Consider the following 20,017-nt stretch of genomic DNA (forward strand, 5'->3'; position numbering starts at 1 on the left):
GGGGGATCCACCGCACCGGCCTGAAAAATGGACTGCTGTCGGCTAAACAGGTTGTGCGCAGCATTGTATCCCGTACCGGATGGTGAACTCGCTTTCCCGCGCGGACAGCGCCCGTACCTCATGCTCTGTGAAATATGACATTTGTCATCGTGAAGCAATGACAAATCACACTGCTGTGGGATCGAATTGCGAGTGACACTGTATTCACGAATCAGGACGTCATCGAAGCAAGGAAAACCGGCGGGTCTATGACGGCGGCTATGAGGCGAAGCGCAGCATCTTCTTTATGGCTGCCCGCACTGAGTTGTTCGCCCTCCTCGGGACGAACGGGGCAGGCAAGACCTCGACGGTCGAGCTCCTCGGAGGGCTGGCCCGGCCGGCCGGTGGCTCGATCCGGGTACTGGGACGGAGCCCGTTCACCGAGCGCGCTGCCGTGTGTCCGCGGATCGGGGTGATGCTGCAGGAGGGCGGCTTTCTCTCGGACCTAACAGTCGCCGAGACGGTGCGGATGTGGGCGGGTGCCACCTCGGGCGCCAGGCCCACGGGCCAGGCGCTGGACTTGGTCGGGCTTTCCCACCGGGCGAAGGTGCGGGTCAAGGCGCTGTCCGGCGGCGAGAAGCGCCGACTGGACCTCGCCCTCCTGGGCAACCCCGAGGTTCTCTTCTCCGACGAACCGACGACCGGTCTCGACGCCGAGGGGCTGCACGACACCGGCGAGTCGGTCCGCACCGTGGGCGGCGTGGTCCGGCTACAGACGGGTAAGCCGCAGCGGACGACGACCCGATTGCTGGCGTGGGCCGAGGAGGCCCGCTTGGAGCTGCGTCGGCTCGATGTCCGACCGGCTTCTCTGGAGGAGGAACCTCGCTGTGATAGCGCTCAAGAGCGAGTTGGCCGTCCAGATGGCGCGGCGCGGCCGACCGGAGGCGGTCGACCAGATGGTGGAGGCTCAGCGGCTCGCGCAGCACGCGCAGAGCGAGGTGCGCGAGGCCACGACAAAAGTCCTGCGGGCACGGTGACGCCCAGTGGTGCGCGATCACGCTGAAGGTCTCCGCGACGCTCGGGGGGAGAGGGGTGCTGACCATCGCGAACGACGGCGCCGTTGGGGACCGCCGAGCGAGGGAGGTTCGGGACTTGTGGGTCTGAGAGAGCGTTTGGAAGCCCTGGACGGCACGTTGCGCACGGAGTTCGGCGAGCGGAGTACGTTCCGGATGACGGCAGAGGTGCCCTTGCAGAAGGTGACGGTATGACCAGCGAAAGCGGAACGGGGCACGATGCGTCTGCTGATGAGAGTTCGCAACAACGCCCTGCCGATGCCCTCAGGTATGCGGGCATCGCGACGATGGCAGCCCAGTTGGGTCTCGAGGACGACCTGAGGGTCCTCGCCGGCCTCAGCGTTCGGTTGTCCGCCGAGGATGGTATTGAGAAGGAGCCCGGTGATCCGAACGCACTCGAGCCGGCGGAGCCGACCGTACCGGGAAAGGCGATCGTGTAAGCGACGACGGTGGGAAGACCCTCGGGGAACGGGCCGAGAGGGCGCCGACGCTGCGGATACTTCTCGCCGATGACGAGCGTCTCATCCGCGGCGCGATGGCCGCCCTGCTGTCCCTGGAAGACGACCTGACGGTCGTCGCCGAGGCCGCCACCGGCTCCAAGGCGCTGGCCATGGCCCTCGCCCACCACCCTGATGTTGCGGTGCTCGACCTGCAGTTGCCCGGTGCGGACGGAGTGAGCGTGGCCGCCTCGCTGCGGGCGGTTGCCGGGGTGCGTCACGCTGATCGTGACGAGCCGCTGTCCGCCCGGACATCTCAAGCGGGCGCTGTCCGCTGTGGTCCGCGGGTTCGTGCCAAAGACGGTCAGCGCCCAGCGCACGGCCGAGATTATCCGTCCCGTACAGGCTGGGAACCGTTACGTGGACCCCGGGCTGGCGGCCGATGCCATCGCTGCCGACGACTCCCCGCTGGTCACCCGGGTGACCGAGGTGCTGCGACTGGCGGGCGACGGTGCACCCGTCTCCGTGATCGCCGAGCGGGCCGGACTGTCGCAGGGCACCGTACGGAACTACCTCTCGTCGGCGGCCACCAAATTCGGAGCCGAGAACAGGCATGCAGCCGTGCACATCGCGCGGGATAGAGGCTGGCTGTGAGAGGTCTCGCGGCAGGCCACTGCGCGGACCGCTGGAACCCCGCGCCCCTGTGCCTTCGCTCAGTCGTTCTGCTTCTCCAAGTGCGCGAGGACTCGGTTCGAGATCCGGGTGATCGACGCGAGTTCGTCCTGGCTGAGGGCGTCCATGAACAGCCGGCGGACGTGCTCGACGTGAAGGGGCGCGGCGTCCTCGATCGCCCGGTAGCCCTCCGCGGTGGCGACGATGAAGGCCCCGCGCCCGTCATCGAGGCATTCCTCCTTCGCCACCAGCCCGCGCTTTGCCATCCGACCGACCTGGTGTGACATGCGGCTCTTCTCCCACTCGACCAACTTGGTGAGGTCCCCAAAGCGCATCCGCCCACCGGCTTCGGTGAGTTTGGCCAGCACGATGAAGTCCGACGCGGACATGCGGGAGTCGGCCTGGACGTTGCGGGAAAGGCGCCCGATGAGCTTTTCCTGCATCCTGATGAAGCCGTCCCAGGCAGCCTGCTGCTCCGGCGTGAGCCAGTGGGGTGTCGCGTTCATGGTTGAAGCGTAACGAGATCGCGGGCGGCGGCTCCACGAGGCTGATGCGCTTCATGCCGATCATCGCCTGGAACGTCTGGGTGTACTGCCGTGATTGTCGCTTTCACGACTCACCCTCTGTAGCGAGTATCACAAAAATCCATAATTGCCCCGCGGTGCCTGTCGACGAAGACGGACGAACACGCTCGAAGCGGTCTCGGGCGGGAGGATGGCGTCACCAGGATCATCGACCTCCCACTAGTGGTTCATGGCGTCGATGACCAGCTTTCTCCGCTACTGCGACCCGGGGAGCGATGCGTGCCTGCCGAGCGGAAGGGCGAGGATCACCACGTCGGCGGAAGCCGCAGTCGGAGCCGACCGGACGGCGGTCGCTCCGGGAGTGAGCACCTTGACAGTCAGCGCGATTTTCGCCGGGTCACCCGACTCGGCGATGAGAACCCGATAACCGGCGGCGACCGCCAGTCGCGCCAGCACGGTTCCGACCTTCCCAGCGCTCAGAATCGCGATGGTGGTCATCGTGTCTCTCCCGCCGCGGCCGCAGGCTGTTCGGCCAGGAGTTCACGGACCCAGGGAATGACCTGGGTTCCGAAGATCTCGACCGAGCGGAGCCGCGCCGAGGCGGAGGCTGTGTCGGCCGCGGAGTAGATCATGTCGAACCGGCCCGCGTCGAGCGCCGGACCGCGTGAGCGATCTTGGCCGCCACCGTGTCGACCGAGCCGCACGTACGGCGATCCCCGCTCCACCTCGGCCTTGAACTCCTCCCTACGGAGGGCGGGCCAACCGCGTAGCATCCCGATCCGGTCGCGGGTCGACTTGTATCCGGGATAGAAGAGCTCCCTGGCTTCCTCGTCGGTGGCGGCGACGAGCCCGGGTGAGTGCAGGCCCACCGGCTGAGCGGTCGTCCCGGACTGGCGGCTCGCCTTTCGGTAGAGGTCCACGTAGGGGGTAAAGCGGTCAGGAGCGCCGCCCATGATGGCGAGCGTGAGCCGAAACCCGTACCGAGTGGTAAGGAACCCAGACTTCGGGGTGCCTCCGACACCCACCCAGGTGCTGAGGCGACCGGAGTCGGTCTTCGGGTACACATCGGCGCTCCGGAGGGGCGCGCGGATGGGTCCGACCCAGGTGACCGGCTTCTCGTCGAGCAGCTGATGAAAGAGGCCGATCTTCTCCTCGAACAGCACCTCGTAATCCTTGAGGTCGCACCCGAAGAGGGGGAACGACTCGGTGAACGATCCGCGTCCGAGGATCACCTCGGCGCGACCCCCGGAGAGCGCGTCGACCGTGGCGAACCTCTGGAACACCCGCACCGGGTCATCTGAGGACAGCACCGTCACGCCCGAGGCGAGCCGGATGCGCTTCGTGACTGTCGCGATGCCCGCGAGCACCGTTTCGGGGCTGGAGATGGCCAAGTCAGACAGGTGATGCTCGCCAGGTCCACTACGGCGATGCCGACCTGGTCTGCGAGCACCGCTTCGGGTACCGCGGCGGGGATCGCCTGGGCGTGGGAGACCGTCTCGCCCCGGTCGTCGCGGGGCAGGTCCCCGAAGCTGTCGATACCGAACTCGATCTGCGAGACATCCATCGTGAGCACGTCCTCCGTCGCATCGGCCCCGCAGTAGTAAGGCCTCCGCTGGCGTCTCCCATCGCCATGGCCGCCCCACCGATTTAAGTTGACACATCAACTCCGTCATTCTATTGTTGATGTATCAACAGATGTGCGGTGCGGGGGCGTCGTCGTTGCACGTCAGAGTGCTCGGTGCCCTGGTCGTCGCGGCCGGAGCCTTGGCATCCAAGCGAAGGAAGCGCCATGACCCACCCACTGGTCGGAAAGACCTACAAGTTCGAACTGGGGCAGCTGAAGGTGAGATTCACCTTCGACTCGCCGTCGCAGGGCAGTTTCGTGGTCGAGGAGGGCGCCGGGCTCGCTCCCGACGGTCACGCCGAGACGGTCAAACTCGACCTGCGGGAGCTCCGTGAGGGTCTCTACCTGAACTCCTGGACCGAGGCCAGCGGCGCCACAGTGACGCATGTGGAGGACTTCGCCAACGCCACGGTCTACTCCAACGTCACTGTCGACGGCGCCCTCTACAACTTCGTGGGAACCATCAAGGAGGCATGATCATGACTGACAGCGACCAGGTTCAGCGCAACATCGAGACCGTAACCACCGCGATGCGTGAGCTCTTCGTCGAGAAGGATCTCACTGCTCTCGACCGCTACTGGGCCGAGCCGTACGTGCAGCACAGTCCGCAGATGCCCGACGGCCTCGACACGCTGCGAGCTGCGGTGCCCGGACTGCAGGGATTCTCCTGGGAGCCGCAGCGCGTCGCCGGCCAAGGCGACCTCGTCTTCACTCATAGCCTCGTCCACGGCTGGGGGCCGGGCCCCACGGTGATCGTCGACATCTTCCGCCTGGAGAACGGGCGCATCGTCGAGCACTGGGATGTCGTGCAGAACCTCACTCCGGCTGAGGAGACGGCCAGCGGGAACAGCATGGTCTGACGCGGGTGCGGCGGAGGGTGAGGCGTTGGCTCCACCCTCCGCTCACGACCGTGGCCCCACTCAATACCGCTAACGCTGGGCTGGCATTTGTATGGGAACACGGAGAACATCTCGCACGATCGAGATCCTGGACTCCACGCGGTCCTGTACGGGATGACGCAGCCACTGTCCGACGCGGGCGTGACCACGGCCTCCGGTGTCACCGTGCTCGGCGCCGTGGCGACCGCCCGCACCGCAGTCGCCGCCGCCCACGAACTCGGCGCGACCGAATAACGATCATCGCCCGCAACGCAGGCCGAGCCCGCCAATTCCTTGGGCCAGCGGCCGAACGCATCGGGATCAAGATCCGCATCCGCTCTGGACGGAAGCACCGGCCCACCTGGGTGCCGAACTGGTCCTCTCCGTAATGCCGCCCGGTGCCGCCGACAATCTCGCACCCCTCCGGAAACCTGCCACCGGCGCCCTGATGGACGTGCTCTTCCGCCCCTGGCTCCCCTCGCGCTTGCGGCGGCAACGGCCGGACGACGGGTGATCGGAGGACTGCCCATGCTCGTCCATCAGGCAGCACGGCAAGTAATGCTCCAGACGAATGTCCCCACCGCCCGTCGAGGACATGCTCACGGCAGCCAGCGCGGCGGTGAGCCAACTCGGCACGATTACCTGAGGACCAGCACGCTGGGTGGCGCCCGTGACTGGCACGGCTTCCTGTCCGAAGCTTTCTATGCTCCACGCGCTGCTGCGTCGGGGTTCGGGTGCAAGATCTGTACGGCGGGCATGGGGACTTCCTGGTCGGGAGAGTACGCAGTCCCAGGACTGCCTGGTCCGGCAGTGGCCACCGCCCACGGCTGGACGCTACGGGTTTGGCGCAGGTCGCATTTGGAGGGGCAAGCGGTGGGAAATGGCGCTCCTTCCGGCGCAGCTTGGCTCGTTTTGAAAGTAGGCCTCGTCGCGACCCGGGAGTTTTGAGTCTTGAGTGTCGGCGAGAGCTTGCGCAGGTTCGGTGTTGCCCAGAACTCTCCGGTGCTGATCACGGAGCGACCGCCATCACCAACCTGGTGGGCGAGCCGCGCGCTACGGCAAGGTCCGCGATCCCACCCAAAATGCCCTGCGCCGACCCGATCCGCTGTTTCTGGCTGGTCGTCCGCGCTGGCGCGTTGCAGCGCCGGCGTAGGCGCCGGAGCCGTACGCGTGGGCGTGACCATTTGGGCTTCGGTGCGGTGACGCAGCCTAAGGGCTGTCCCGTCATCCCTGGCGGGCGCACGACGACAGCTACGGCACCGCGCCGCGTTGTCGGAACGCCGGAATACATCCAGTATTCGGACGTCCCTCCGCCTTGCGATGCACCGCATCTGACGCCGCACGCTGATCCACCAGGGATGACGGGACAGCTCTTAGGGCGCGCAATGCGTGCCGGGCCGTCCGCGACGCCGCACCCCGACCTGCCGCCCCGAGGCCCCAGGGGGTGCCGGGTTCACCGCCTCGGCGATCCGCCCACGAGCGTCTTCAGGGGAACGCGCCTTCCGCGTTGTGGGCATGCGAGAGGATGCTGCTGTGATCATCGGGGACCCGTCAGCCCAGCTGGCCGCCGCTCGCGGCGCCCTCATCGTCGAACTCAGCCGCGCCGTGACCCCCTGGGAGGGCAGGTGCCGGAAGACCCCATGTTGGCCGAGCCGACCAGCCTTTCGGACGACGTCGCAGCAACCCTCCACGGCACCACACCCTGGGATGCCTGGGCCGAACTGGCGCGCGAGGTATCCCACTTGTGGGCTGCGGGCCGCCCTGGCGGGCTCCTTCCGGCCGTGACGCTGTGACACCTGCGCCATGCACTCCAGCGGGCCGCCACCACCCCAGATTCCGGAGAAACCGCCGCTCCAGGTGAACCGACGTCGCAGACCTGCTGAGCCGACAGTAACGTCTCCAGCCGCTGATTCAGGTGGACGTGAGCGTTGCGGGCAGGCGGGATGCGGACGCGTTCTCCCCCCGCACGCGGACCACGGTCCCCAGCCGTCAACGCCGTCCACCGCCTCCACCAGCAGAGCACGGCCCACGTCACTGCCTCGACCGCCCACAATGCCAAAGGCCGTGAATGGGCCAGCGTCAAAATCGCCGTGAACTTCACCCCACCACGCGATACCGACCAGAAAGACGACAGCGGGGGCCCCTCCCCGACCCAATCGACGAAGCCGAAGCCTGGCTCGCCTACGTCGCAGTCACCCGCAGCCGTCACCAGCTCGACCTCGATGGCCTGTCATGGATCAACGACCACCCAGACGGGCCCCCACGGCATAGCGCCTGAGGACACATGGGCGTCAGCCAGATGCCGTGTTCAGTTCCTCCAGCGGAAGTACCCTCCCGCTACGCACGCTCAGGCTCCACCAGCCCGCGAAAGGCAACCAGCTCAACCAGAGACAAAATGAGTAACCCGAGCCGTACGGCCGTCGCTCCAACTGCCACGGTCGACAATGAGCCCAGGGCGGCTGCCGCCGACCGGCCACAGCTGGCAGGCCACTGTTCACGTTTACGCCAGAAGACAGATATATGCCGTCTTTATCCCCTCGCCTAAATTCCAGACGCAATTAACAAACTACTGAATAGAGGCTGTTGATGTTCATGCGTCGTGTCCTGCCGAGCCTGGCGCTGTTGGCGTTGCTCGTCGTACCGGTCTCCGCCCACGCGGTGACGCCCGGCGGCCCCGAGAAGACATCGCACTACAAGAAGCACTTCGATCTCCAGGCGCACCGAGGCGGCCTCGGCATGACGACGGAGGAATCCCTGGAAGGCTTCAGCAAGGCGCTGCGCCTCGGAGTCAGCACCCTGGAACTGGACACCCAGATAACCAAGGACTCCAAGGTCGTCGTCACCCACGACCGCAAGGTGAGCGCGCAAAAGTGCCGCGACACCGCACCGGTCACGCCGGGCGACACGATGTACCCCTATGTCGGCAAGTTCATCAAGGACCTCACACTGCGGCAGGTGAAGACCATGGACTGCGGTTTCCAGCAGCTCCCCGGCCACCCCGACCAAGAGGTCGTCAAGGGCTTCCGGATGGTCGAGCTCAAGGACGTCCTGCACCTCGTGAAGCGTTACAAGGCCCACAAGGTCACCCTCAACGTGGAGACCAAGGTCGAGGCAGGTGCGCCTGAGGAGACAGCACCGCGTCAACTGTTCGTCCGCCGCGTGTTCGAGGAGATCAAGCGCTCCGGGATCGCGAAGCAGGTGACGATCCAGTCGTTCGATTGGGGCTCATTGAAGGCGATGCACCGGCTCGCTCCCCGCTGGCCTCTGGTGGCCCTGACCAACTACGACTTCCTCCAGGTGGGCAAGCCGGGCGCTTCCCCGTGGCTCGGCGGCATCGACATCGACGATTTCGGCGGCGATTTCGTGACTGCGGCCGCTTCCATCAAGGGCGTCGAGACACTGTCGCCCAACTACGGGTTCCCGCAGAACGGCAAGATTGGCGACCCGGGCTTCCGCTTCTACCCCGACAAAGCCATGATCACCAAGGCCCACGCGCGAGGCCTGAAGGTCGTCCCATGGACGTGCAACGACCCGGCCACTATCGAGGCACTCATGGACATGGGCATTGACGGCATCATCACCGACTACCCGAACCGTGTGCGCGACGTCATGGCCGACCGCGGCATGCGTCTGCCGAGAGCGTACGAGCCCCGCTGAGGAACGCTCGGCCCCGTTCTGGCGCGGAGCAATGCTCGGGACGTCAGACGCGAGCTGCAGAGCAGCGGCCGAGCAGGCCGCGCAGACTCGGGAACAGGCTGGCTCGGGACGAACCTGTTTGCCCCGAGCCGCCAGCACGCCGACGCATGGGTCTATTTCAGACCCGTGTGTCCGGACAATGGTCTGCACGACTGGGTGCCCTTGTCGTTGTCGGCCGTGAGCGAACTGAAGTGAAGGAGCCTTGCCAGGAGCGTCGAGCCGCGCCCGCTAGGCGCCGTCGTTCCGAGAAAACTTCGGCCGGTGCAAGGTGGTTCCGGCGACCGGTGCCCGTATGCGCACACCGGACGGTGCCCGCGCGCTCACCGCCGTCGACAGGGCGTTATCGCCTTCCTGACCTCCGTACCCACCGCCCCCGATGCCCTGGCGGTGATACGCCCTTCGCCCTCCCTGACCACCGTGCCCTACGACCACCCGGAAGCCCGCCGCCTCACCCGGGCCCTGCGCTCCGAACAGCTCACGTTGTACGGCTTCGCGGACGACCCCGACACCACTCCCGAGACGGACTTCAACCCGCGCGACGGCCTGTTCCTCATCGCCCACATCGGCAGCGAGGCGGTCGGGTGCGGGGGCGTACGCCGCCTCGACGAGCACACCGCGGAGATCAAACGAACGTACGTCGGTGGTGATGTCCGCGGCCACGGAGTCGGCCGGTCCCTCCTCGAACACCTTGAACGGCACGCCGCTGACAGCGGGGCAACGCGGGTCATGCTGGAGACGGGGCGGCGCAACACCGCTGCCCTGGCGCTCAACCAGGGGGCTGGATACCTGCCGTGCCCCTCCTACGTCGCTGGACGCGATCATCAGGTCAATCGGGCCTGACCAAGCTCCTCGTCAGCACCTCACCGTGACTGGCCCGGGGCCTCCGGCGCGGAGCGGCTACCGTCGGACGCCGCGGCCCCGCCAGTAGGGGCGGCCCGTTCAGCGAAGGTCGCGGGGTCCGTACAGGGCCGTCGGCTGGTTGGTCATCAGGGCCTAAATACCGGTCGCCGTAGCTCCAGTGCCACCGCTCCGTGCCGTAATTGATCAGCCCGGCGGCGGACAGGGCATCGGCGAGCAGCGCCCGGTTCGCGCGGGCCTGGGGGCTGATCGAGGCGGCGGCCGTGTAGCAGGCCCCTTTGCTCTCCTCGGGGCTGGCGTCGACGCGGGTGCCCATGTCGAGCCCGGTGCCGTCGGCGTCCACGAGGGTGAGGTCGACGGCGGCGCCGGCGCTGTGCGGGGCGATCTCCGGCGGGGAAACGAACCGGCTGGCGGCCTGGTGGACCTGCTCGTCGGACCAGGCCGGGTTGGCGTCGCGGAGCTCGCCGGTGTACTCCCCGAAGTAGCGCCGTTGCAGGTCGGGCGGGCGGTAGCCCTCGACGAAGAGCAGGCGCAGCCCGTCGGGCAGGAGCGACTGGGCGTGGACGAGCCGGTCGAAGACGCCGCGGCGCAGATGGGCGTACGAGCCGGTCGTGTCGGCCCTGCGGTCGTCGACCAGCAAAATCCCGCGTACGTCGATGAGCGGCTCGCAGCACTCGGCGACGGGGATGGCCGCGACGCGAGAGTCGGACATCAGGACGATCGGACCGGGCGCGAGGGTGAGGTGCATCCAGGGCACGGCGTCCTCACGGAAGGAGTGCCCGAGCGGCTCGATGCCGCTCTGGTCAGTGAGGCTGAACCCGGTCACCATGACCGTGCCGGAGCCGTCGGCGACGGACACCAGGTGCGTGCCTCAGTCGGGGCAGAAGCCGCGGCGCAGGGTCGGGAAGGTGGCGTACCGCTTCGGCTCGCCGCTGGGCCCGGTCCAGATCGGGAAGTCCAGGAGGGAAGCCGACCCACAGCACCGCGGGCCCGCCGGAGATCCGCGTTGCAGTGGGCGCAGGAGCACAGATGTGGATCATCCGGGATGCCGGTGACCTGGTAGGAAGTCCGGCCGCACTGGCAGTGCTCCGTGCGAACCGGTGCGGGGGCGTCCGATGCGGCTCGTGTGGACGGCAGGGGCACATCGGGCACGGGCGGGGTGCCGAGAGCGGGTGACGTGTCGCTCATGCGAGTCCTCGTTTCGGGGGATGGGCAGGGGCGGGCTACACGGTGGTGAGATCGGTGGCGTCCGGCAGTTCGGTGAGGGGCTGCCGCACGGCACGGGGGAGCCCGAGCCGTGCGCGGGCGCGGTGGACGGCGGTCAGCTGGTCGGCGGCCGGGGATCCCCAGTCGAAGAGCTCCATGGCCTGCTCCGGGGTGGCCAGGATCCGCTGGTGGGTGCGTCCGGTAGCCGGGTCGACGGGAGGCGGGCGGACGGCTTATCGGGATCAGTCAGGTGGCCGAGGAACAGCGGTTCGCCGAACTCGGTCGCAGCCTCCTCGAGCGCCTCCCTGCGCAGTGTGCCGAGTGGGTCGCCGCAGTCGGTGAGTTCGGGGGTGCCGCCGGGCAGGGAGGCCGCGCCGGTGTCCGGCTCCAGGAGCACCAGGGTGCGGCCGTCGGGTCTCAGGAGCCAGCCCCACGCCTGGACCACCGGGAGCTGCTTCGGGGCGGGGCCGGCGTAAAGGGCAGGTGGTGTTGGGCGCGGGCGATGCGAAGGGCGCCGGCCCGGTCCAGGACGGTGGGGGATATCGGGAGGCCGTTCTCCAGCAGCGCGGGGTCGGCGGAGTTGATGCGGGCGCGCAGGGCGGACAGGGCCCGGCGGGCGTCGCCGGGGGACATCAGGTCGGGCAGCCGGGCGGGTTCGACGAACTCGATCGAGTCGATCTCGCGGTCGGGCGGCTGGATGGCGGCGATCCGCTGGGCGTTCCATGTGCCGCCGTCGTAGACGTGCAGGATCTCGCCGGGGAAGCGCAGGCCGGCGGGCTTCTTGAGGCTGTCGGCGCTGGCCCAGTCCACGGCGAGCCCGCGGTCGACGGTCGTGGTGACGCCGAGTTCCTCGCGCACCTCGCGGGCGGCGCCGCTGGCCGGGGACTCGTTCGCGTCGACGCGGCCGCCGGGCAGGAGGCAGGTAGGGCGGTAGTCGACGTGCTGGACCAGGACCCGGCCGCGGTCGTCGGTGATCAGCGCCGAGGTTCCGGCCCACAGGGCGGCCTAGGCGCGAAAGGCCCCGTACTCCTCGTCGGTCATCGACGTGCCGGGCGGTGCGTCGGGGGAGGGCGTGGTGGTCATCTCGTCTCCGATCGGGCGGGAGTGTGCGGGATGGGTGCCGGTCAGGCGACGACTCTGTGCGGGTCACCCGGCGCGGGGCCGGGGGTGAGCCGGGTGAAGTGCTCGGTGCCGATGATCTCGTCGCGCTCCGGTTCGGGCAGGCGGGCCAGGAGGCCGGGCAGGGGCCGCTCGCGCGCGACCTCACTGCGGTGGGCGAGGATCGCCCGCATCTTCACCGCGGCCCATGGGGAGACGTCGACGGTCGTGGTCGCGTACGCGTCCGGCACCGCGAGGAGCGATTTCCCGACGCTCTGCAGAAGCGGGCCGAGCGGGCCCACACCGGATTCCGGGTGCGTGGCCGCGTACAGCGCGGCGGGCTGCCAGGGGTTCCCGGCGTCGGGATACAGGTGTGGCAGGGCGGCGGCCTCGACGGCGAGGAGGGTGATCTGGTGGGCGCGCCGGTGATCGGGGTGTCCGGTGAGCTGGCCCAGGGCGTCGTGGCCGACGACGATGTCGGGCCGGAACTCGCGGATATGGGCCACCAGGCGGCCAACTGCTTCGTCGAGGGGTGCGTCGACGAGGCGGACGGTTCCGTCGGGGGCGGAGGCGGGGTTGCGGGCATCGGCGTAGCCGAGCAGCCGCGGGCTCCCGCCGCCGAGGACGGCGAGGGCGTCGGCGAGTTCGGGGGCGCGGTGGGTTGTCGGTGTCCAGGTCGCGGTGACGACGCAGGTGCGGGCGCCGGCGGCGTGGTGCTGCGCGAGTACACCGCCTGCCAGCAGGCTTTCATCGTCGGGATGGGCGAACACCCCCATCAGAGAGGGCAGCGACGGCTGGTTCATGGCGAAGGAGCCTTCCTGAACGTGGGGACCGGGGAATGGGGTCAGATGGTCGGCGGCCGCCCGGCGGCGGTGAGTCGGTAGACGGTGCGCCAGCTCATCGGATCCCGCCGCTGCGTGCGCCGGGTCGTCCATCCTTCGCGCATGCCGCGCAGCGTCCGGCCCAGCTTGCCGCCGCGTACGGCCCGGGCGAGGGTGATCGTGGTCCAGGCGCTCAGGTAGAGGGGGAGGAGCGGGGCGGGGAGGCCGCGGTAGGCGATCCAGATCCGGTTGCGGGCGGCGAGCCGGTAGTATAGGGCGTGACGGGCGGGTTGGGTGAGCGGGTGGTGCATGCGGATTGACGCCGCGTACCAGCCGCTCCAGCCCGCGGCTCAGCACCGCCCGGCCAGGTCGAGGCCCTCGTGGTACAGGAACATGGGCCCCCAACTGGCCGATGGCGTCGAAGACGTCTCGGCGGACGAGGACCACGCCTTCGGTCATGGTGGTCACGGTCCCGGGGCAGTCCGGCTGCCCGGCGCGGAGCTGGGGTCCCAGGGGCGCAGTGTGGTCGCGTCATCGGGGCCGGTCAGCCGCGGCATGACGTAGGCGGCGTCCAGCAGCACCCGCCCTTCCCCGTCGGTGACGACGGCCGAGGCGCCGAAAACCGCCTGCGAGACCGGCCGTCCCCGCTCGACTACGGACACCTCATCGGCGGTCCCCCGCAGCACGAGCACCGCCAGGCCCTCGGCGTCGAATCGCGCCACTGAATCGAACCCCTCCGACAGTAGCTCGATCTCGTCCTCGTCCAGGGCGACGTTCTGCCGCTCGGCAGGGGTGGTCTCCGTGAGCGGGGTGATGACGACGATCGCGCCGCCCGGACGCAACTCGGCGCCGAGCGTGCGTAGTAGGGCCGTCCTGTTGGAGATGAACGCGATGCACAGCCGGAGCGTGATCAGGTCGAACCCGGGTTCTCCGTCAGGGGCGGCTTCGGGAAGCGCTTCCCGTTCGACGTCGCGACACCACCACCGCACCCCCTTCACCTCGGCGTGCTCGGCCCGCGCCCGCGGCAGGGCTGATTCGGCGTAGTCGACGGCGTCAACGGTGTAGCCCATGCTGGCCAGCGTGACCGCCAACTCGCCCGTCCCGCAGCCAATGTCGAGCGCCCGACCCTCGCCGTCGGGCACGGGTGTATGCGCGGCCAGCAGAGTGCACTCGACCTCGCCCACCTGCCGAAACCCTTTTCCGTCGGCGTAGTGGTCCTGCCACGCCTGCTTCTTCGGTACCGCGACCATCGCTCTGCTCCTGCTCTTCCGGGATCGTGCTTCATGGGGGTTCGCCGCCGGCAGCGGCACGGGGCTAGCGGGGCGGCCAGGCCGTCGGCCAGAGTCCTGCCGCGTACACGTTCCCGGCCCGCCGCGACAGCAGGACCTCGGGGCCCTCACCGGTATTCCGCCGCGGGACTAGGTGGACATCCACCGCTTCGGCATGACGCTTGCCTCCGCTCACCGGGCGCCTCCCGGGCGCCGGGCGAGCATCACCTTGGAACTCCGCCTGCTCCAGCAGCGGTCCATCCTCTTCGGCCCGTCCGCTCGAAGACGTCGTGCCGGACGGTGTCGGGGAACAGGCCTGCGTTCTCGAACGAGGTCGTGCCCAGATGCCCGAGGATGCCCGGGGGTGTCCATGTGCGGGCGACCCGGTCCCCCGTGGATGCCCAGTCCAGCAAGTCCCACTGCGGCGGTTCCACCCCCGGGGTGCTGCGCCGGACATAGGCCTGCGGAAGCAGGACCTCGCGGCGCGCGGCCAGCAGCGCCGCGCAAAGGGGACCAGGTTGCAGCTGCCCGGCTGCCTCCAGGCGAGCGACCATCGCCTCCCGCGCCGCGGCTGGGCCCGGCGCTCCGGGCACCCGGTCCGGCCCCGTCTCGGTGAGGGGACTCGTGGGCGTGTGGATCATCGTGCCCACCCCATACCGGAGTAGGGGCGGCCCGCGAGGATCGCTTCGATGACAAGCCGCGTGTACGGCACGGTGTCGTCCGGCAGGTCCTTGGGGTTGACCCAGATTCTCTGGGGTTGATCTGCCTGTTCGCTCGCCGACGAGAGCTGTTTCCCCAGTTCAAGTCGGTCCATCTGCCGATCTCTTTCTGCAACAGGTGTGGTGGAAGGGATCGGAGCCCTCAACCGTCGAGGGAGAACGGCTGCTGCTTGGTGATCCGCGCTTTAGCGGCGGCCGTGTAAGGCACGGTGTTCGCGGGTGGATCGTCGGGTCGGCCCACAGAAGCTGTGCGCACTTGTGCGGCTCACGGTTGAGCGGCTGGCCCCACCAGTTGTCTGAGAGGAAGAAAAGCCGATGCGTGCTTCTTCGTTGCCGTTGCGGTGGTGGACGACGTGCACGAAGTCGAGAGCGGCTTCGCTGAGCTCGACGCCGACTTCCTCAGCGGCCTCGCGGATCGAACGCGTTCCATGAGCAAGATGCGTCCGTCGGCTCTGCGTAGAAGCACGTAGACATCGACGATGCTGCGGTAGCGGCTGGTCATCAGATTCCCCCAGGTGCCTGATTGAGGACTGATCTTGAGTTGTCTCAGTTTTGGGTCACGAGCTCCCGCCCGATCGAGTCCATCTGCGGGACCTTGCAGGTTTCGGGGACGTCTCGAGGGTTGGCCAGGGCTGATCGGTGGTTTCGCGGCCTCTGGGAGCGCCCTTCATACTTCCTGAATGAGCACCCCAAGGGCGGCCTGGCGCAACACCACGCACGACTGGGCAAGCACCGTCGACCTCGACCATCTCGAGCACATCCGCCAGGACCCGGCTGCCTTCGCCGCCAGCGGCATCCTGCACCTGATCTTCGAAGTCGTCGCCTATGCGGCCGACGAGGCCGAATGCGGCAACGGCGGGCATTGCCGCATCACCCTTTACCCCGACGGCTCCGTGGCCATCGCAGACAACGGCCGGGGCACCGACACGCGCCTCGACGAGCACGGGCGCATCGTGAAGAAGCCGGTCATGGCGACGAAGGACCTCCGATTCTTCGATCACCCCGATGCACCATCCCTGCCCGACACGCACCCTCGTCGGGGCATGTCCGTCGTCGCCGCACTCAGCACGTGGCTCGTCCACACCAACCGCCGCCGCAACGGATCCTGGACCCAGCGGTACGAACACGGCGTGCCCACCACGGAGCTGCAACCGATCGCCGACGACCACACGACCGGAACCACCGTCCACTTCATGCCCGACAGGTCATTGATGGCAAGCAGCACCACCGCCGACGACCTGGCACGGCTCACTGAGCCATGGCCACACCTTTCCGTGGAAATCGACGACCGCCGCGCCACGTGAAATGAGCACTTCTCGGGCAAGGACCTGCCCCCTCTCCCGAACTCCCTGATCAAGATCATTCAAGAACAGCCCCGGTTGATGGTCTTGGTCAGCTCGCGGGTCGCGGCCCGTGCGGCGGACAGTCCGTCGTCCTTCTCCTTGAGTTGCAGGCGTAGGCCGAGGTTCTGCTGTTCCAGTTCGGTGATGCGGGCCTGCGGCACGTGGCGGACGTTGAGGGAGACGAAGATCCGGTCAACGGGCCCGCGTCCGCCCAGCCGGTGGTGCCGTCCCCGGTCACCGTGGCCGGCCGGTAGCCAAGGTCGGACAGCCGCTCGTGGGCGGCCGCGGTGACGTGCCGGTCGATGTCGAGGGTGACGACGCCTTCGCCGCCGCACATGAAGCAGGCCGCCGCAGTCACCCCGGGGCCGGTCCCCACGTCCAGCACCCGCTGGCCGGGCCGCAGGTCCAGCTGCTGCAGCAGGCCGACGGTCACGCTCATCGTGCTCGACATGGCGGTGATCGCGCCCCTGCGGCGTGGCCCGGGAACGCGGCCGAGGATCGGCTCGCCGTCGTGCTGGATCGCGACGCTGCCCACGCAGTGCAGGCGCTCCAGCAGCTCGGCCAGGTCGGCCGGGCGGGAGAAGTCCAGCAGATCCCAGCGCGGCGGCGTCTCGTCGGGGGCGCTGCGCCGCGCGTACGCCTGGGGCATCAGGAGTTGGCGCGGCAGCGTCAGCAGGGCCTCGCGCACGGGTCCCGGGCCGAGCCCTCCGCTTTCCTCGAGCCGGGCGACCATGGCCGCCCGGACCACCGCGGCCTCGAAGGTGTCGCCGGGCTGCGCCGGAAGGAGGGGTGCGGCGGGCGCAGTGGGTTCGCTCAGCACGGTGCGCTCCAGGGGGCGGGTGGGGAGCGGCGGGCATCGCCGCCGAGTTCGGTACCTCGTTCACGTTGCATCGCCTCCGAGGAGGCTGTCGTGCCGCACGCAGTCCGTGCGCGCCGGAGAGGGCATGACGGGAGGGGCGTTTCGGGCTGCGGGCGGCGACGGCTGAGCGGCGGGGAGTTCCGGCATCTGCCGCAGAGCGCGGAGGGGGGGAGCGGGCGAGGACGACGAGCGGGGACGAGCAGCAGGAGGGTTCCGGCGGTCAGGGCGGGCCGGACGCCGATCCACGTGCCCAGGCCGCCAGCGAGGAGCGGGGCCACGGGGCGGGCGCCGGATGTCAGCCAGGTGCTCACCGCCTGCATCCCGGTCGAGGTGGTCGTGGTGACAATCTGGCGGATGGACCGCTGGGTGGTGCCCGCCGCACCGGCGCAGGCGAGCTGCACGAAGAGCGCCGCTCCGATGCTGATCTCTCAGGCAGGGCCGGGGAAGGCGAGCAGCAGTGGGAGCTGGGTCAGCGGGGTGATCGCGAGCGCGGTCAGCATCATCGGCCCCGGCCCGTACCGGCTGGCCAGTGCCGGTGCGATGAGTGCTCCGGCGGCCGCGCCCAGCGTGCCGAGGCCCAGCACCACCCCGAAGACGGTCGCGCTCATCGCCAGGGACCGCAGCAGGTACAGCGCCCAGAGGGCGTTGAGGAGGCTGAGGGCGAACGAAGTCGTCGCGTTGACCAAGGTCAGGGTCCACAGCCGGTCATCGCCGCGCACGAACCGCAGGCCCTCGACGATCTCCTCGCGCAGTCGGCGGCTCTCCGGCCGTTCGGGGGCGGGTTCGGCGGTCTGGATACGGAAGGTGCACACGGCGCTGACCAGGTAGGAGGCGACGTCGTCGAGCAGGGCCCGGGCGGGCCCCAGCAGCGCGGTCAGCGCGGCGCCGAGGTGGCTTCCGACGGTTGAGGCGACCGAGAACAGGGCGCCGGTTCGGCTGTTGCTCCGCTGGATCAAGGCCCCCTCGACGAGGCTGGGCAGCAGGCTGATGGCCACCGCGTCATGGAGCACGCCCGCCGCCCCCTGCATTACCGCGACGATCATGAGCTGCGTCAGGGTTGGGCGGCCGAGACCGGCACCGTGGCGAGTGCCGTCGCGCTCACGAGGTCACCGGTGATCATCTGGCGGCGCTTGGAGTGCCGGTCGGCGAGCGCACCGGCGTGCAGGGCGAGCAGCGCGGTCGGGAGCTGTCCGAGGAACGCCAGCCAGGCGACCTCGGCGGTGGTCGCGTCCAGGTGGAGCACGACCAGCACCGGTAGCGCCATCAGGGAGAGGGAGTTGCCGGTCACGTTCGCGGCCTGCGCGGTCAGATACCGGCGGAAGTCCCGGTGACGCCACAGCGCGGTGCCGTCGGCACGGGAGGTCTCATCGCGGGGCGTCACAGCCCACCTCCTCCTCCGGATAGTCCGGCACTGCGGGCGTGGACTCGGTGTGGTGTCGGGGCGACCTTACTGCGGTGTGTGTTCACGTGTTCACCAGCCCAGTTGGGAGTAGTGGCGGCCTTCGGAGATCGCGGCGATGGCGGTCCTGGTGTAGGGGACGAGCCGCTCGGGCAAATCGTGTTGCGGCCACCACTTCCAGGTCAGGCACTTGTCGGGCTCGAGGACCTCCGGTACCCCCTCCCACCGGGAGGCCTTGAAGACCAGCTGCATCAACGGCAGCACGCCTGCGGCGTCGACGACGTGGGCGACGTGCGCGAGTTCCGCGTCCGCGGGTTCGATGACCAGACCCGTCTCCTCCATCACCTCCCGGACCAGGCAGGAGAGGGCAGGTTCTCGCTCGCACCGACCGGCGGGGTAGTGCCACGTGTCACCGGCGTACTTCGAGTCGGGGTGACGCAACCCGAGAAGCACCCGCCCCTCAGCGTCTTCGAGGTGGAGGTGTACGCCGATGCCGTTCAAGACCGCCTTGTTGCCGCCGTCCCACACGGCAGGAACCGCGTCAGGTGCGTCGCCCGGGGGGTTGTCGGCCGCGTGCCGGTGGATCAGATCCCGGGTGGCGGCGTCCAGGCGTAGCCGGTCCAGGTCCCTGGGGGTGAACCAGCGCAGCAGCACGCCCTCGAGCAGCCGGAGCCGGTCGGTGCCGCGCCACCGGCCGGCGAAGACCTGGACGGGGACGCTAAGGCCGTCGATGCTGCTGGCGGCCTCCACGGCGTAGGGCGTCACGTCCTCGAGCAGGAGGTCGGGCACCTCCTCGGACAGCTCCCGCTTCAGGGTGTCCTCAAGGCTCCGGTCGTCGTGTGTGCGGCCGCCGCCGAGAAGGGCGAATTCCCCCGGCGCCCAGATGAGGCCGGGCTTGTGGTCGCGCAGATGGAGCAAGTACCGGCCGGATCCGTCGTGGATCAACGCGGAGGCGTTCACCGGCTCGGGCCGGCCGTCGAGCCGCGCCGCGCGGAGCTTCGCGCGCAGTGCCGGCGAAGCGACGTCCGCCTGCGGGAGCCACCGGCCGCTGGACGCCTCGTGGGCGTGCGGCGCGATCGACATCGGCTCCTCGTCGGCGAGGTAGAAGGCGTAGCGGAGGTCGTAGTGGCGGCGGGCTGGTTCCCCGGTGGACGGGGCGGCGGGCTCGTCGTCGACGTCGATATCGATGGGGGAGCCGAGCAGTTGCCGGGTCAGGCACAGGGCGCCCGGTGCGATCCCGGCCTCCTCCACCGTCGCGCGCAGCGCCGCAGCAAGCAGGGTGCGGTCCCTGGCCGCGATCCGGACGCTAGGCGGGCGTACGAAGTCGCCGGTCGCCGGGTGCCGGAGGTGCAGGATTCGGCCCTGCCGGTCGATGACTACGGCGCTGCACGTGATGTGCCCGGGTAGCGTCGTCCGGGCCGCCGCGTCGACGGGCCGGTCCAGCGCGGCAAGGAGTCCGGCCAGGGCGTCACACTCGCCGGGGTGCCGGTCGAGGTACGCCTCGACGGTCTTGCGGATCGCGGTGGAGGTGGGTGACATGGGCATCGTCTCACCTTCGATGTC

The 20,017-nt window shown here is 69.0% G+C and carries 20 protein-coding genes and 3 pseudogenes; 9 read left to right on the forward strand and 14 right to left on the reverse strand.

Translation table 11 applies throughout. The features are described from left to right. Positions 1-202 precede the first annotated feature (202 nt). From ACIRRU_RS16290 to ACIRRU_RS16300, 3 genes and pseudogenes are all read left to right on the forward strand, one after another. On the forward strand, positions 203-1,042 hold the full coding sequence (locus ACIRRU_RS16290) for an ATP-binding cassette domain-containing protein (protein WP_403680766.1): 840 nt from the start codon (positions 203-205) through the stop codon (positions 1,040-1,042). 201 nt (positions 1,043-1,243) lie between these two features. Beyond that, complete coding sequence (locus ACIRRU_RS16295) at positions 1,244-1,492, forward strand: hypothetical protein (RefSeq protein WP_403680684.1); 249 nt, start codon at positions 1,244-1,246, stop codon at positions 1,490-1,492. 95 nt (positions 1,493-1,587) lie between these two features. After that, a pseudogene (locus ACIRRU_RS16300) lies at positions 1,588-2,143 on the forward strand (DNA-binding response regulator). A gap of 59 nt (positions 2,144-2,202) precedes the next feature. On the opposite strand, the gene ACIRRU_RS16305 reads toward ACIRRU_RS16300, so the two are convergent. The 3 genes from ACIRRU_RS16305 to ACIRRU_RS16315 form a co-directional block, all read right to left on the reverse strand. Further along, on the reverse strand, positions 2,203-2,667 hold the full coding sequence (locus tag ACIRRU_RS16305; RefSeq protein ID WP_403680686.1) for a MarR family winged helix-turn-helix transcriptional regulator: 465 nt from the start codon (positions 2,665-2,667) through the stop codon (positions 2,203-2,205). A gap of 273 nt (positions 2,668-2,940) precedes the next feature. Next, on the reverse strand, positions 2,941-3,183 hold the full coding sequence (locus tag ACIRRU_RS16310) for an NAD(P)-binding domain-containing protein (protein ID WP_403680688.1): 243 nt from the start codon (positions 3,181-3,183) through the stop codon (positions 2,941-2,943). After that, the gene (locus ACIRRU_RS16315) at positions 3,180-4,076 is read right to left on the reverse strand and encodes an LLM class flavin-dependent oxidoreductase (protein WP_403680691.1); all 897 of its coding nucleotides are present in this window, start codon (positions 4,074-4,076) and stop codon (positions 3,180-3,182) included. The genes ACIRRU_RS16310 and ACIRRU_RS16315 overlap by 4 nt, the downstream gene beginning before the upstream one ends. A 398-nt stretch (positions 4,077-4,474) precedes the next feature. On the opposite strand from ACIRRU_RS16315, the gene ACIRRU_RS16320 reads away from it, so the two are divergent. From ACIRRU_RS16320 to ACIRRU_RS16340, 5 genes and pseudogenes are all read left to right on the forward strand, one after another. Next, positions 4,475-4,786 carry a MoaF-related domain-containing protein gene (locus ACIRRU_RS16320; RefSeq protein WP_403680692.1) on the forward strand — a complete coding sequence of 104 codons (312 nt, stop codon included), beginning with the start codon at positions 4,475-4,477 and terminating at the stop codon, positions 4,784-4,786. 2 nt (positions 4,787-4,788) lie between these two features. Beyond that, positions 4,789-5,169 (forward strand): nuclear transport factor 2 family protein, encoded by a 381-nt coding sequence (locus ACIRRU_RS16325; protein ID WP_403680693.1) that lies wholly within the window; start codon positions 4,789-4,791, stop codon positions 5,167-5,169. 2,042 nt (positions 5,170-7,211) lie between these two features. Continuing rightward, a pseudogene (locus tag ACIRRU_RS16330) lies at positions 7,212-7,465 on the forward strand (DNA helicase); the annotation flags it as partial. 308 nt (positions 7,466-7,773) lie between these two features. After that, complete coding sequence (locus tag ACIRRU_RS16335; protein WP_403680694.1) at positions 7,774-8,844, forward strand: glycerophosphodiester phosphodiesterase family protein; 1,071 nt, start codon at positions 7,774-7,776, stop codon at positions 8,842-8,844. 426 nt (positions 8,845-9,270) lie between these two features. Then, complete coding sequence (locus tag ACIRRU_RS16340) at positions 9,271-9,723, forward strand: GNAT family N-acetyltransferase (RefSeq protein ID WP_403680696.1); 453 nt, start codon at positions 9,271-9,273, stop codon at positions 9,721-9,723. Between the two features lie 99 nt (positions 9,724-9,822). Here the strand turns inward: ACIRRU_RS16340 and ACIRRU_RS16345 are convergent. The 7 genes and pseudogenes from ACIRRU_RS16345 to ACIRRU_RS16375 form a co-directional block, all read right to left on the reverse strand. Further along, a pseudogene (locus ACIRRU_RS16345) lies at positions 9,823-10,453 on the reverse strand (M15 family metallopeptidase). Positions 10,454-10,964: 511 nt separating this feature from the next. Further along, complete coding sequence (locus tag ACIRRU_RS16350; RefSeq protein WP_403680698.1) at positions 10,965-11,105, reverse strand: hypothetical protein; 141 nt, start codon at positions 11,103-11,105, stop codon at positions 10,965-10,967. A gap of 259 nt (positions 11,106-11,364) precedes the next feature. Continuing rightward, positions 11,365-11,946 (reverse strand): NUDIX domain-containing protein, encoded by a 582-nt coding sequence (locus tag ACIRRU_RS16355; RefSeq protein ID WP_403680769.1) that lies wholly within the window; start codon positions 11,944-11,946, stop codon positions 11,365-11,367. Between the two features lie 125 nt (positions 11,947-12,071). Continuing rightward, positions 12,072-12,848 (reverse strand): PIG-L deacetylase family protein, encoded by a 777-nt coding sequence (locus tag ACIRRU_RS16360; RefSeq protein ID WP_403680700.1) that lies wholly within the window; start codon positions 12,846-12,848, stop codon positions 12,072-12,074. A 41-nt stretch (positions 12,849-12,889) separates the two neighbouring features. Next, the gene (locus ACIRRU_RS16365) at positions 12,890-13,177 is read right to left on the reverse strand and encodes a hypothetical protein (protein WP_403680703.1); all 288 of its coding nucleotides are present in this window, start codon (positions 13,175-13,177) and stop codon (positions 12,890-12,892) included. Between the two features lie 153 nt (positions 13,178-13,330). Beyond that, a complete protein-coding gene (locus ACIRRU_RS16370) occupies positions 13,331-14,116 on the reverse strand; it encodes a class I SAM-dependent methyltransferase (protein WP_403680706.1) in 786 nt (261 codons plus the stop codon). A gap of 655 nt (positions 14,117-14,771) precedes the next feature. Beyond that, positions 14,772-14,948, reverse strand: a complete 177-nt coding sequence (locus ACIRRU_RS16375) for a hypothetical protein (RefSeq protein ID WP_403680709.1) — start codon at positions 14,946-14,948, stop codon at positions 14,772-14,774. Positions 14,949-15,533: 585 nt separating this feature from the next. On the opposite strand from ACIRRU_RS16375, the gene ACIRRU_RS16380 reads away from it, so the two are divergent. Beyond that, on the forward strand, positions 15,534-16,157 hold the full coding sequence (locus ACIRRU_RS16380; RefSeq protein ID WP_403680712.1) for an ATP-binding protein: 624 nt from the start codon (positions 15,534-15,536) through the stop codon (positions 16,155-16,157). 88 nt (positions 16,158-16,245) lie between these two features. Here ACIRRU_RS16380 and ACIRRU_RS16385 read toward each other — a convergent pair whose 3' ends face one another. The 4 genes from ACIRRU_RS16385 to ACIRRU_RS16400 all read right to left on the reverse strand — a co-directional run bounded on the left by ACIRRU_RS16385 (position 16,246) and on the right by ACIRRU_RS16400 (position 19,999). Then, complete coding sequence (locus ACIRRU_RS16385; protein ID WP_403680714.1) at positions 16,246-17,016, reverse strand: protein-L-isoaspartate O-methyltransferase; 771 nt, start codon at positions 17,014-17,016, stop codon at positions 16,246-16,248. A gap of 467 nt (positions 17,017-17,483) precedes the next feature. Further along, complete coding sequence (locus ACIRRU_RS16390; RefSeq protein ID WP_403680717.1) at positions 17,484-18,098, reverse strand: MFS transporter; 615 nt, start codon at positions 18,096-18,098, stop codon at positions 17,484-17,486. An 8-nt stretch (positions 18,099-18,106) separates the two neighbouring features. After that, on the reverse strand, positions 18,107-18,436 hold the full coding sequence (locus ACIRRU_RS16395) for an MFS transporter (protein ID WP_403680719.1): 330 nt from the start codon (positions 18,434-18,436) through the stop codon (positions 18,107-18,109). Between the two features lie 90 nt (positions 18,437-18,526). Further along, on the reverse strand, positions 18,527-19,999 hold the full coding sequence (locus tag ACIRRU_RS16400; protein WP_403680722.1) for an NUDIX domain-containing protein: 1,473 nt from the start codon (positions 19,997-19,999) through the stop codon (positions 18,527-18,529). Positions 20,000-20,017: the final 18 nt, after the last annotated feature.

Source organism: Streptomyces sp. NPDC101181, from assembly GCF_044767975.1.
GTDB lineage: Bacteria > Actinomycetota > Actinomycetes > Streptomycetales > Streptomycetaceae > Streptomyces.